Below are 12,460 nucleotides of genomic sequence, written 5' to 3'. Positions count from 1 at the left end.
ATGAACCGGGTGGGCAGCCGGCATGCGGCCCCCTCCGCCGCCTTGACCGCAGGACGCCCGGTCGCCAAGTCTCATGGCACCGGTCGGCGGGCGGCCTGTTGCAGGCGCCCGGGCGGCCTTTCGAGAAGGGTATTTTCCGATGGCGACGGTGAAAGTGACCGACGCGAGCTTCGAGCAGGACGTCCTCAAGTCCGTCGAGCCCGTGGTCGTGGATTTCTGGGCGGAGTGGTGCGGTCCCTGCCGGCAGATCGGTCCGGCGCTCGAGGAGATCGCCTCCGACATGCAGGGCCGCGTGAAGATCGCGAAGGTGAACGTGGATGAGAATCCCGGCATCGCCTCACAGTACGGGATCCGCTCGATCCCGACGCTGCTGCTGTTCAAGAACGGCGAGCGGGTCGACCAGAAGGTCGGCGCGGCGCCGAAGGGCGACCTGTCCCGCTGGATCAGCGCGCAAACCGCGAGCGCCTGACGCCCGCGTCGGCCGAACAGGCCCGCCTCCTCGAGGAGGCGGGCTTTTTCGTGCGCATCGCTTCACGCGCAAAAAGAAAGCCCGGCCGCGAGGCCGGGCTTTCTCCGTTTCGAAACCCAATTCGAATGGTTCGAGTCGACCCCGGGCTCTGGACGGCCCATGGGTCGGAGGTCGGATCCTAGTAGGAGCCGAACTTGTAGTTCAGGCCGGCGCGGACGACGGCGAACTCGGTGTCGCGACGGACGTTGCCGCCCGACACGAGCGTGACGCCCGGGCTGCCGACGCCGACCGGCGTACCGGCCGAGTTGACGGCGAAGATGCCGTTGTTGCGGTTGCCCTGGTTCAGGTTCACGTACAGGCCTTCGACCTTGAGGGTCACGGCCGACGAACGGAAGAAGTTCAGGAACGAGTCGGTGGGGAGCGCGTACTCGACGCCACCGCCGACCGCGTAACCGGTCTGGAACGAGTCGGTCGAACGGTTCGGCAGGCCGAAGTCACGACCGCCGCCCGAGCCGTAGGCGAAACCGCCGGTGGCGTAGAACAGGGCCTTGTCGAAGGCGTAGCCGAGACGACCGCGCACGGTGCCGAAGTAGTCGAGGCTGGAAAGGCCCGACGGGTTGAACACGAGGGTGCCCGGCAGGATGCCGCCGCCGGCGACCGTGGCGGACGAGAAGCGGTTCCGGTTCTGCCCGAAGTCGACGTACTGGGCGTCGGCCTCGATGCCGATCACGACACCCGAACCCGGGGTGAACTGGTAGTTGTAGCCGACCTGGCCACCGCCGGTGAAGCCGTCGTTGCCGCTGTTGTTGCCGAAGGCGAGGACGCCAGCGCGGTTGCCAGCGGGCACACCGCCGACGGCGGGGCCGGCGAAGATCGCGTTACCCGGCGAGACGCCGACGACGGTCGGGGCGGTGGTGTTGCCGGCGTTGAAGCCGTAGCCGGCGTTCACACCGAAGTAGAAGCCGGTCCAGGTGAACACCGGGACGGGCGTGAAGACCGGCGGCGGAGCGCGACGCGGCAGGTCGGCGGCCGAGGCGGCGGCGGTGAGGGCCGTGAAGGCGGCCAATGACGTCAGAAGCTTGTTCATGTTCTCTTGATCCCCAGCATGTTGCCCGATCGATGCTGAGAATACGGGATTTCCCACAGCCAAGATGTAACATCGGCGCCACAGATGCGGCAGCTCTGCAATGGCGGGCCGACCGGACCTCGCGTGCGGCAGGCTCTAGCCCGCACGCCGCCGGGCGCGTCGGGCGTCAGGTCGGCGGCGTGCCGTTTGCGGTCAGGACGGCGCCGGCGAGGTAGAGCGAGCCGCAGATCAGGATGCGCGGCGGCCGCTCGAAGGCGATGTCGGCGACCGCCGTGAGGGCGGCCTCGATGCTCGGCGAGACGCGCGCGCTCAGGCCGACCTGCTGGGCGATCTCGGCGACCTCCACGGCCGGCCTCGCCGCCATCTGCCCGGCGATCGGCACCGCGATCAGCGCGCGGGCCAGCCCGACGAAGTGGCGCAGGAACCCCTCGGCGTCCTTGGTGCCGAGCAGGCCGACCACGAGCACCAGCGGCACGTCGCTGCGCTCGCCGAGGTCGGCGAGCGCGGTGGCGAGGATGCGGCCGCCGTCGATGTTGTGGCCGCCATCGAGCCAGAGCTCGGAGCCGGCCGGGACCAGGGCCGCGAGTCGGCCGCGGGCGAGACGCTGCATCCGGCCGGGCCAGTCGACGTTGCGCAGGCCCGCCTCCACCGCGGCGACGCCGATGTCGCCGAAGCCCGCCGCCCGCAGGCCCGCGATGGCGGTGGCGGCGTTGGTGAACTGGTGGCGGCCGACGAGCTTCGGGCGCGGCAGGTCGAACAGGTCGGTCTCGTCCTGGTAGACGAGGCGGCCGCTCTCTTCGTGCACCGAGAAGTCCTGGTTGCCGACCCAGACCGGCGTCGCGCCCACGGCTTCCGCGCGGCGACACAGGACCGCGTCGGCCTCGGCGTAGTCCTGCGCGGCGATCACCGCCGGGCAGCCGCGCTTGAAGATGCCGGCCTTCTCGTTGGCGACCAGCTCGACGGTGTCGCCGAGATACTCGGCGTGGTCCCGGCCGATCGGCGTGACGACGGCGGCGGCGACCGTGTCGATCACGTTGGTCGCGTCGACGCGGCCGCCCAGCCCCACCTCGAGCAGCAGCACGTCGGCCGGCGCCTCGGAGAACAGCAGGAGCGCGGCCGCGGTGGTGATCTCGAACACCGTGATCGGGTCGCCGGCGTTGGCCGCCTCGCAGCGGGCGAAGGCCTCGGCGAGCCGGTCCTCGGGCACGTAGTGGCCGCCGCCGATGCCGCCCAGCCGGATCCGCTCGTGGAAGCGCACGAGGTGGGGCGAGGTGTAGACGTGCGCGGCCAAGCCCCCGGCTTCGAGGATCGCCCGCATGAAGGCGATGGTCGAGCCCTTGCCGTTGGTGCCGGCCACGTGGATCACCGGCGGCAACCGGCGCTCGGGATGGTTCAGGCGGGCGAGCAGGCTCTGGATGCGGCCGAGCGACAGGTCGATCGTGCGCGGATGCAGGGCCAGGAAGCGCGCCATCAGCGCGTCGGAGGAATCCATGGGCGCGCGCCGCGTCAGGCGGGTTCGAGAATCGGCGCGGACGGCGCGGACGCCGGCACCGAGGCCGGCCCGACGTTCATCAGGAGGCCGCAGATCCGCACGATGGTGTCCTTCAGCGCGTGGCGGTGGACGACCTGGTCGAGCATGCCGTGCTCCAGCAGGTACTCGGCGCGCTGGAAGCCGTCCGGCAGCTTCTCCCGGATCGTCTGCTCGATCACCCGCGGGCCGGCGAAGCAGATCAGCGCGCCGGGCTCGGCCAGGTGCACGTCGCCGAGCATCGCGTAGGAGGCGGTGACGCCGCCGGTCGTCGGGTTGGTGAGCACGACGACGTAGGGGAGGCGGGCCGCGCGCAGGCGCCGGATCGCCACGGTGGTCCGCGGCATCTGCATCAGCGAGAGGATGCCCTCCTGCATCCGCGCGCCGCCGGAGGCCGCGAACATCACGTAGGGCGTGCGCTTCTCAAGGGCCGTCTCGGCGCCGCGGATGAAGGCCTCGCCGGCCGCCATCCCGAGCGACCCGCCCATGAACGCGAAATCCTGGCAGGCCAGCGTCATCGGCTGCCCGCCGACCCGGCCGAACCCGACCTTGAACGCGTCCTGCATGCCGGTCTTGGTGCGCGCCTCCTTGAGGCGGTCGGCGTAGCGCTTCTCGTCGCGGAACTTGAGCGGGTCGACGGCGACCTCGGGCAGCGGCACGTCGATCCAGGTGCCCTCGTCGAACATCATCTTCAGGCGCGCGCTGGCGCTCATCTTCAGGTGGTGCTCGGAGCCGGGGATGACCCAGTGGTTCCCTTCCACCTCCTTGTGGAACACCATCTGCCCGGTATCCGGGCATTTCACCCAGAGGTTCTCGGGCGTCTCGCGCTTGAACAGGGTCTTGATCTTGGGGCGCACGACCTCCGAGATCCAGTTCATCGGTTCGACCATCATGTAGCGCCCGTCCGGTTCGATCAGACCGAGATCGTCGATCGGCCTTGCTCAGCGTGAGCCCTGCATATCGGGGCCGTCGCCCCGTTTGACCAGCGCCGCCCGCGTCAGGCGGCGCGGGCGGAGGCCGAGCGCACCCCGGCCGCGAGCTCGCGCACCAGCGCCGAGACCGCCTCGACGCTGCCGCCGGTGGCCGCGCCCGCGCCGTCCAGCGTCCGGTGCAGCGCGTCGACCAGCGCCGAGCCGACGACGACGCCGTCCGCGCCCTTGGCGATCGCCGCGGCGTGGGCGCCGGTCTTCACGCCGAATCCGACGACCACGGGCAGCGCCGTGTGGCGGCGGATGCGACCGACCGCGGTGCCGACGGCACCGAAATCCGGCGTAGCCGTGCCGGTGATGCCGTTGATCGAGACGTAGTAGACGAAGCCGGCGGTGTTCGCGAGGACGGCCGGCAGGCGCCGCTCGTCGGTGGTCGGCGTCGCCAGCCGGATGAAGGCGAGGCCCTTGGCCAGCGCCGGGAGGCAGAGCTCGTCGTCCTCCTCGGGCGGCAGGTCGACCACGATCAGCCCGTCGATGCCGGCCGCCGACGCGTCGTCGAGGAAGCGTTCCACGCCGTAGGTGTGGATCGGGTTGAAGTAGCCCATCAGGATCACCGGCGTGTCGGCGTTGCCCGCACGGAACCGGCGCACGAGGTCGAGCGTCTTCGCGACGCCCTGGCCGGCCTTCAGCGCCCGCAGGCCCGCCGCCTGGATCGCCGGGCCGTCGGCCATCGGGTCGGTGAAGGGCAGGCCGAACTCGACGATGTCGGCGCCCGACGCCGGCAACGCCTGCAGCACCTTCAGCGAGGTCTCGGGGTCGGGGTCGCCCGCCATCACGTAGGTCACGAGGGCGGCGCGGCCTTCCGCGCGGCAGCGGGCGAAGGTGGCGTCGATGCGGGCGGCCATGGTGCCTGTCCGTTCCTGGTATCGAGACGTGTGCCGCGCGTCGCGAAGGGGAGCGCGGCGAAGGATCGATGCCGCGCCTACACCATCGGCGCCGGCCCGTGAAGCGGAAGCGGTTTCGCGACCCGTCCTCGTGCGCGCGAGGACGGGTCGCCCGTCTGCACCGGAAAGAGGCATGATCATCGACGCGCCAGCTGCCCATTGTGCAGGCAGGCGGGAATACTTTGCATACTATTGTGGCAGATCAAGAAAACCCCTAGGTCTCGAATCACGGTCGCCAAAGATCGACAGTCGAATCCGAGGACACGCCATGACCAACCCGTCAGAGATCAAGAATCGCTTCCACGCCAGCCTCGAAGCCTCCGAGGCGCGCGAGAACGGCTTCCGCAGCCGGCTGCTCGCCGAGGGCGTGCGCGCGCTGCAGCCGGTGCTCGGCGTCCTGACCCTGATGTCCGAGGTGCTGGACGAGCGCGACAACGTCCACGGCCGCATCGCCGGCCTCGACTGCGCGATCGACAAGGAGGACTTCGTCACCCTGCGTGCGGTCCTCAGCGGCACCTCGCAGCCCGAGCAGCGCATCGTCATCAAGTACGGCCCGGAGCTCGGCGGCCGCAACCTGATCTCGGTCTCCGGCATCGGCCAGGCCTACGCCGAGAAGCTCGTGGCCAAGACCCATTGCGCGGCGAGCCTCGGCCGCTCGGTCGGCAGCGACCTGCAGCTCGACCTCGCCCGCGCCGACGACCTCGCCGAGGTCGTGCGTGAGATGGTCGAGGCCTACTTCGTCGGCCAGGCCCAGGTGCCGGTGCAGCACCATGCCGGCACCATCGAGGGCCACGCCCGCTACGCCGTCCAGTGATCTCGACGGGCCTGCCGCAGCGCAGCCCAGCACGATCCCCGCCCCGGCGACGGCCCAGCCCGTCGCCGGGGCGTCGCTGCGTCCTATCTGCGTGAGGACGCCGCGCGTCCCGGCCCTGGGCCGGATGCGCGTTTCCCTCACGCATCGCCCCGGCCGCCGGGGCGCACGGGACGATCCGCATGGCCTCCGCGACCACCCCCGTCTGGTTCATCACCGGCTGCTCCACCGGCTTCGGCCGCGACCTCGCCCGCGCCGTGCTCGCCCGCGGCTGGCGCGCGGTGGTGACGGCCCGCGACGTCGGCCGCGTCGCGGACCTCGCCGAGGCCGTCGGCGACCGCGCCCTGGCGCTCGCCCTCAACGTGACCGACCAAGCCCAGGTCGAAGCTGCGGTCGCGGCGGCCCACGCCGCGTTCGGCCGCGTCGACGTGCTCGTGAACAATGCCGGCTACGGCTACCAGGCTTCGGTCGAGGAGGGCGTCGAGGCCGAGATTCGCGCGCAGTTCGATGCCAACGTGTTCGGCCTGTTCGCGCTGACCCGCGCGGTGCTGCCCGGCATGCGGGCGCAACGCGGCGGCCGCATCCTCAACGTCACCTCGGTGGCGGGCTTCATCGGCTTTCCCGCCTCGGGCTACTACTCCGCGAGCAAGCATGCGGTCGAAGGCTGGTCGGACGCGCTCGCCGCCGAGACCGCGCCCCTCGGCATCAAGGTCACCTGCATCGAACCCGGTCCGTTCCGCACCGACTGGGCCGGACGCTCGCTGAAGCAGACCCCGAGCACGATCCCCGACTACGCCGAGACCGCAGGCGCGCGGCTGACCGCCACCTCGGAGAAGAGCGGCACCCAGGCCGGCGACCCGGTCCGCGCGGCGGAGGCGATGATCCGCGTCGCGGAGATCGACAATCCCCCGCGCCACCTCGTCCTCGGCGCCTGGGGCTACGACGCGGTCACCGCGAAGCTGAAGGCGCGGCTCGCCGAGATCGAAGCCTGGCGCGAGACCAGCCTGGGTGCGGATTTTCCGCAGAGTTGATGACCCGCGGCGGGTGACCGCTTGCGGCGAGGGAACGCTCGAACGGCGACGCGCCGCGACATCGGGAGGCGTGCGCGTCGCAACCTCCGATTAAGCGCCTTTCCCAACCGATCGTTCAGCCTCGCCTGCGATGGTCCACCCTGCCCGGGTGCGTCACGCCGGGGGAGATCCGCATGGACCCCAGGGACCTCGTCGTCGCGCTCGCGCTCCTCGTCACCGTGGGAAGCGTCGCCTTCGCCTGGGCGCGCCGTGGGCGGGCGGGCGCCCAGGACGACACCGAGCATCTTCACGACCGGATCTGGCAGGTCTCGGAGAGCGAGGACCGCTACCGCGCCCTGGTCGAGGCGACCACCGACGTGATCGTCCAGCGCGACGCGGCCGGGCGCATCACCTTCGCCAACGAAGGCTACGCCGCGCTCTTCGACCGGACGCCGCTCGCGATGATCGGCGCGACCCTCGACCTCCAGGTGCTCGAGGCCGCCGGCGCCGAGACAGGCCCGGACGGGGTGCGCCGGAGCGAGGTGCGGGTGATGCCACCCGACGGCGTGCCGCGCTGGTTCGCCTTCGTCGAGGTGCCGATCGCCCGCGGGAGCGAGCCGATCCAATGGCTGCGCGCCGGCCGCGACGTGACCGGACGGGTCGAGTCGGCGCGTGCCCTCGATGTGGCGCTCTCGCGCGCCGAATCCGCGAGCGTCGCCAAGTCGCGCTTCCTCGCCACCGTCAGCCACGAGTTCCGCACGCCGCTCAACGGCATCCTCGGCATGGCCGAGCTCGTCCTCGACACGGGCCTCGACGCCGAGCAGCGCACCTACGTCCAGGCGGTCCGCACCAGCGGGCAGGCGCTGCTTTCGCTGATCGACGGCATCCTCGACTTCTCGCGCATCGAGGCGGGCCGCATCGACCTCGCAGCCGAACCGTTCGACGTCGAGACCACCGCCGAGGCCGTGGTCGAGCTGCTGGCGCCGCGCGCGCAGGACAAGGGCATCGAGATCGCCCTCGACGTGGCCGAGGACGTGCCGGCCCTGGTGGTCGGCGACGGCGACCGGGTGCGGCAGATCCTGGTCAACCTCGTCGGCAACGCGGTGAAGTTCACCCAATCCGGTGGCGTCGGCGTCGGCGTGGCGCGAGCCGACGGCGCGATCCTGCTCACGGTCGCCGACACCGGGCCGGGCATCGCCGAGGACCGCATCGGCTCGCTGTTCGAGGAGTTCGAGCAGGGCGACGGCAGCGCCAGCCGCAGCCACGAGGGCACCGGCCTCGGGCTGGCCATCACCCGCCGCCTCGTCCTGCGGATGGGCGGCCGGATCGAGGTGGAATCGAAGCTCGGCCGCGGCTCGACCTTCCGCGTGGTGCTGCCGCTGCCGGAAGCCGACGACCAGCCCGCCCCCGTGCCGCGTCCGGTGCTGGCGGCGCGCAAGGTGCTGATCGTCGCCGACTCGCCGTTCCAGGCGCCGTTCCTGGCGCGCAACCTCGCCCGCTCCGGCGCGGCGGCCGTGGTGATGCCCAACCTCAAGGACGGGCTCGACGCGCTGGCCGGCGTCGGCTTCGACGCGGTGATCGCCGACCGGGCGCTCGGCGACGACGCGGTTCGGCGGCTGGCCGACCAGGCCCGGGCCTGCGGGGTGCGCTGCAGCCTCGTCCTGCTCTCGCCGTTCGACCGGCGCGAATTCGGCGCGCCGGGTGCGGCCGGCTTCGACACCTACCTGATCAAGCCCGTTCGCGCCCGCTCGCTGTTCGACCGCCTGCTCGCCCCCGCGCCCCCGGCCGACGTCGCGCCCGAGGCGGCCAGCGCCGCCCCCGCGCGCGTGGGCGCGGGCCTGCGCGTGCTGCTGGCCGAGGACAACCCGATCAACGCGCTCCTGGCGACCAAGGCCCTGGAACGCCTCGGCGCCGAGGTGGTGCACGCGGCCGACGGGCTCGAGGCCCTGGCGCGGATCGCGGACGGCGGCGTGTTCGACCTTGCCCTGATCGATATCCGTATGCCGAACTGCGACGGCCACGAGACCGCCCGCCGCATCCGCGCGGCCGAAGCCCGCGCGCGGTCCGGCCGCCTCCAGCTCGTGGCGCTCACCGCCAACGCGGGCCGCGAGGACGAGAAGGCCGCCCGCCGCGCCGGCTTCGACGGGTTCCTCGCCAAGCCCCTCGACCTCAAGCTGCTGCCCGGCCTGCTGGAACGCCGCGTGGCGCGGGCGGCTTGACGGACGCGTCCCCCCAAGCGAACACCGGCACCATGTCCGCTTCCGCCACGACCGCCGACCCGCACCCGAAGTCCCGCGACCCCGGCTGCCTCGCCGCCTGGGGCATCGCCGCCCTCGTGGCGGCGACGGTACTGCTCGGCGTGCTCCTGCCGAACCGCGCCCCCCACGGCCCGGTCTCGCCGGCCGCGGACGCGACCTGCGCCGAATGGGGCGACGGCTGCAGCGTCTGCCGGCGGCAGGCCGAGGGTCCGGCCTGCTCGCTGCCGGGCATCGCCTGCACGCCCGGCCCGCTGCGCTGCCTGCAGCGCGTCGGCGGTTGACGTCTGCCGGCGCGCCTCGGCCCACCTTCCGCTTCGCGCCGAGCCCGAACGGGCGCCTGCATCTCGGCCACGCCTATTCCGCGCTGCTCAACGCCGACCTCGCCGCCCGAACCGGCGGCCGTGTTCTGCTACGGATCGAGGACATCGACCCGGCCCGATCGCGGCCCGAGCTGGTGGACGCGATCATGTCCGATCTCGCCTGGCTCGGCCTCCGCTTCGAAGCGCCCGTCCGCCATCAGTCGCAGCACATGCAGGCCTATCGCGACGCCCGCGACCGGCTGATCGCGCGGAGCCTCGCCTATCCCTGCTTCTGCACCCGCGGCGACGTCCGCGTCGCGACCGAGGGCAGCGCCGCGCGCGACCCGGACGGCGCGCCGCTCTATCCCGGAACCTGCCGCGGCCTCCCCCCGGAGGCCGCCGCCGCCCGCCGCGCCGCCGGCGCGCCGCACGCCTGGCGGCTCGACATGGCTCGGGCGTTGGCAACGGAATCCGGCACCCATGGCTATGCCGATCTCGCTCTCTCATCACCCGCCGAGCGGGGAGGGGAGGGAGTGTCTCATGAAACGTTTCGGGTCGCCGATCCCGTCCGCTGGGGCGACGCCGTGATCGCGCGCCGCGACGTGCCGACGAGCTATCATCTCGCCGTCGTCGTCGACGACGCGCACCAGGGCGTCACCCATGTGGTGCGCGGTCGCGACCTCGAGGCGGCGACCGACCTGCACGTCCTGCTCCAGGCGCTGCTCGGCTTGCCCACCCCACGCTACCACCACCACGCCCTGATCCTCGGGCCGGACGGCGGCAAGCTCGCGAAATCGAAGGCGTCCGAGAGCCTCGCCGACCTGCGTGCGCGCGGCGACACCGCCGAAGCGATCCGCGCGACGCTCGGCTTCGCCTGAAGGGCAGACCGCGTCAGCGCACCGCCGCGTCGCGCTGCGCCATCGCGGTGGCGCTCTTCGACTTCTGCATCACCGCGTCGATCTGCTCGCGTTGGCGCTTGAACTCGGTGAGCATCCGGCCGTCGAGCTCGCGCCCGCGCGGCACCCGGATCTTCATCGGGTCGACGAAGTGGCCGTTGATGATGACCTCGTAGTGCAGGTGCGCGCCGGTGGAGAGGCCGGTGGAGCCGACGTAGCCGATCACCTGGCCCTGGCGCACCCGCGCGCCTTCGGTGACGCCGCGCCCGAACCGCGACATGTGGTTGTAGGTGGTGACGTAGCCGTTGATGTGCTGGATCTCGACCCGGCGACCGTAGCCCGAGGTCATCTCGGCCCGGATCACGGTGCCGTTGCCGGCGGCCACGATCGGCGTGCCGATCGGGTTCGACCAGTCGACGCCGGTGTGGAGCTTGGCGTAGCCGAGCACCGGGTGGCGGCGATAGCCGAAGCCCGAGCGCATGATGCCGTCGGCGATCGGCTTGCGGATCAGGAACTTCTTGAGCGAGCGGCCCTGGTCGTCGAGGTAGTCGATCGAGCCGTCGTCCGGGGACTGGAAGCGGTAGACCTTCCGCTGTTCCCCGCCGAGGTTCAACGAGGCGTAGAGCAGGTCGGGCCGGTCGGCCGAGGCGCCGGCATCCTCGTCGTAGGTGTAGAACACGTCGAGGCCGTCGCCGGCCGAGATTCGCCGCTGGAAGTCGAGGTCGTAGCTGAACACCCGCACGATGTCCTCGACCGTGGCCCGCGGCAGCTCGTGCCGGGCCGCCGTCTCGTAGAGGCTCTGGTACAGGCGCGGACCCGAGCCGCCATCCTCCTCGTCGTCCTCAGCGTTCTCGGCGCTCGCCGCCGGCTTCTGCGACGGCGCCTCCTCGGGGGGAGGGGCCACCGAGACGAAGGCGCCCCGATCGTTGATCGCCGCGATCCCCTCGATCCCGCCCTCGCCGTAGAGCACGACCCGGGTCACTTGGCGCGGGTCGCCGGGCTTCGCGCCGGGGGCGATCTGCAGGCGGAACTGCTGCCCTTCCGCGAGCGCCCCGGTCTTGGTCCTACCGCCGAGCGCCGTGACGATGCCGCGGATCTGCTCTTCCGAGGCGAAGCCGGTGGCGCGCACCACGGCCTCCAGCGTGTCGCCGCGCTTCAATGCGAGGTCGCGCTCCTCGACGATCGGCGTCTCGTTGGGGCGCAACTCGACCTTGGCGAGCTTGGTCACGTTCTCGGGCACGACCAGCACTTCGATCGACTTGAACGGGTTGCCGTCGTTGGCGGTCTTGGGCGATCCCGCGAAGTCCGGCGTCGGCGCGCCCTGCAGGGTGCGCGACAGCAGGATCTGCGGCGCGATCGGGATCGCGGTGCGCCGGCCCGCCTCGGCCGAGATCCGGCGCTCCTCCTCGACCTGCGCCGTCACGTCGTCGTCGGACAGCGCGGCGGAGCCGGCCTCGACCGTCGCGTCGGCGAGGTCGCGCTTGACCACGCTGACCTCCGCGCCGGGCGCGTCGGCGGAGCCGGGATCAGGCGCCCGCTCGACCGGCTCGTCGGAAACGAACTTCATCGGATCGAATTTCGGGATGTCGCCGGCGAACACCCCGGTCGACATAGACAGCGCGGTGGTGATCCGCACGAAGGGGCGGACCTTGATGATCTCGCGGTCCCCCAGACGCACCGTCACCGGCGAGCGGAAACTTTGCTTGGCCGAGGCGATCATCAGGTTGCGCACGAGGCGGTCGCCCTTGCGCGCGAGGTTGGTGCCGCCCTCGCTCGGCTGGGGCCGGGGCGCCACGCTCACCCGTTCCGGGATGGCGGCGAAGGAGGCCTCGCCCTGAAGCGAGACGTGCAGTGCCGCCCCGATCAGCGCCGCGCCGGTGAGGCCGGTCAGCGCCGAGGCGCAGAGCCAGCGCAGGTTGACCTCGCGGCGGTCGATGCGCGTCGCATCCGATCCGAGCAGGTCGAGGGCCGGCTGAATCCCGTGGGCATGACCCGGCGGGGTCCGCGGGCCGCCGGCCTCGCCGATCTTGAGACGGTCGCGGTTCACCAAGAGCGCCTTGTCGGAGGAGGGCGGCTTCAAGGGCCGCCAAGACATGAGCATGTCGAAGGGCAGCATGTCGAGATTGAGGCGCCTCGTGCGCGAGCGCGCTTCCACTCATCGATCCGTCGGATCAGGTCCATCCGTCAGGAGAGATGCGCGACGATCCACTCGGGGCCGCCTTCCAGTCT

General features: G+C 71.8%; 11 protein-coding genes. 6 read left to right on the top strand and 5 right to left on the bottom strand.

Annotated elements, in window-relative coordinates; translation table 11 throughout:
* Positions 1 to 139 precede the first annotated feature (139 nt).
* The gene (trxA, locus tag MFF13_RS03505; RefSeq protein ID WP_147751865.1) at positions 140 to 469 is read left to right on the top strand and encodes a thioredoxin; all 330 of its coding nucleotides are present in this window, start codon (positions 140 to 142) and stop codon (positions 467 to 469) included.
* Positions 470 to 647: 178 nt separating this feature from the next.
* Here the strand turns inward: trxA and MFF13_RS03500 are convergent, their stop codons facing one another.
* The 4 genes from MFF13_RS03500 to trpA all read right to left on the bottom strand — a co-directional run bounded on the left by MFF13_RS03500 (position 648) and on the right by trpA (position 4,918).
* Positions 648 to 1,556, bottom strand: a complete 909-nt coding sequence (locus tag MFF13_RS03500; protein ID WP_147751843.1) for an outer membrane protein — start codon at positions 1,554 to 1,556, stop codon at positions 648 to 650.
* 166 nt (positions 1,557 to 1,722) lie between these two features.
* Positions 1,723 to 3,048, bottom strand: a complete 1,326-nt coding sequence (locus tag MFF13_RS03495; protein WP_147830693.1) for a bifunctional folylpolyglutamate synthase/dihydrofolate synthase — start codon at positions 3,046 to 3,048, stop codon at positions 1,723 to 1,725.
* A gap of 14 nt (positions 3,049 to 3,062) precedes the next feature.
* Positions 3,063 to 3,974 (bottom strand): acetyl-CoA carboxylase, carboxyltransferase subunit beta, encoded by a 912-nt coding sequence (accD, locus tag MFF13_RS03490; RefSeq protein ID WP_147812875.1) that lies wholly within the window; start codon positions 3,972 to 3,974, stop codon positions 3,063 to 3,065.
* A 107-nt stretch (positions 3,975 to 4,081) separates the two neighbouring features.
* Entirely contained in the window at positions 4,082 to 4,918 is an 837-nt protein-coding gene (gene trpA / locus MFF13_RS03485) for a tryptophan synthase subunit alpha (RefSeq protein WP_147751841.1), read from the bottom strand.
* Positions 4,919 to 5,225: 307 nt separating this feature from the next.
* On the opposite strand from trpA, the gene MFF13_RS03480 reads away from it, so the two are divergent.
* From MFF13_RS03480 to gluQRS, 5 genes are all read left to right on the top strand, one after another.
* On the top strand, positions 5,226 to 5,771 hold the full coding sequence (locus MFF13_RS03480) for a hypothetical protein (protein ID WP_238270881.1): 546 nt from the start codon (positions 5,226 to 5,228) through the stop codon (positions 5,769 to 5,771).
* Between the two features lie 179 nt (positions 5,772 to 5,950).
* On the top strand, positions 5,951 to 6,799 hold the full coding sequence (locus MFF13_RS03475) for an oxidoreductase (RefSeq protein WP_147830689.1): 849 nt from the start codon (positions 5,951 to 5,953) through the stop codon (positions 6,797 to 6,799).
* Between the two features lie 173 nt (positions 6,800 to 6,972).
* The gene (locus tag MFF13_RS03470) at positions 6,973 to 8,997 is read left to right on the top strand and encodes an ATP-binding protein (protein WP_147830686.1); all 2,025 of its coding nucleotides are present in this window, start codon (positions 6,973 to 6,975) and stop codon (positions 8,995 to 8,997) included.
* Positions 8,998 to 9,029: 32 nt separating this feature from the next.
* On the top strand, positions 9,030 to 9,317 hold the full coding sequence (locus tag MFF13_RS03465) for a hypothetical protein (RefSeq protein ID WP_238270878.1): 288 nt from the start codon (positions 9,030 to 9,032) through the stop codon (positions 9,315 to 9,317).
* On the top strand, positions 9,314 to 10,213 hold the full coding sequence (gene gluQRS / locus MFF13_RS03460) for a tRNA glutamyl-Q(34) synthetase GluQRS (RefSeq protein ID WP_238270876.1): 900 nt from the start codon (positions 9,314 to 9,316) through the stop codon (positions 10,211 to 10,213). Before MFF13_RS03465 ends, gluQRS begins: the two co-directional genes overlap by 4 nt.
* Positions 10,214 to 10,226: 13 nt before the next feature.
* Here gluQRS and MFF13_RS03455 read toward each other — a convergent pair whose 3' ends face one another.
* Complete coding sequence (locus MFF13_RS03455) at positions 10,227 to 12,278, bottom strand: M23 family metallopeptidase (RefSeq protein WP_238271024.1); 2,052 nt, start codon at positions 12,276 to 12,278, stop codon at positions 10,227 to 10,229.
* Between the last annotated feature and the right edge of the window lie 182 nt (positions 12,279 to 12,460).

It is taken from the genome of Methylobacterium cerastii, from assembly GCF_022179125.1.
In the GTDB taxonomy this organism is placed as follows: Bacteria; Pseudomonadota; Alphaproteobacteria; order Rhizobiales; family Beijerinckiaceae; genus Methylobacterium; species Methylobacterium cerastii.
Note: the sequence above shows the minus strand (reverse complement) of the source record. Positions and strands in the feature narration are given on the sequence as shown.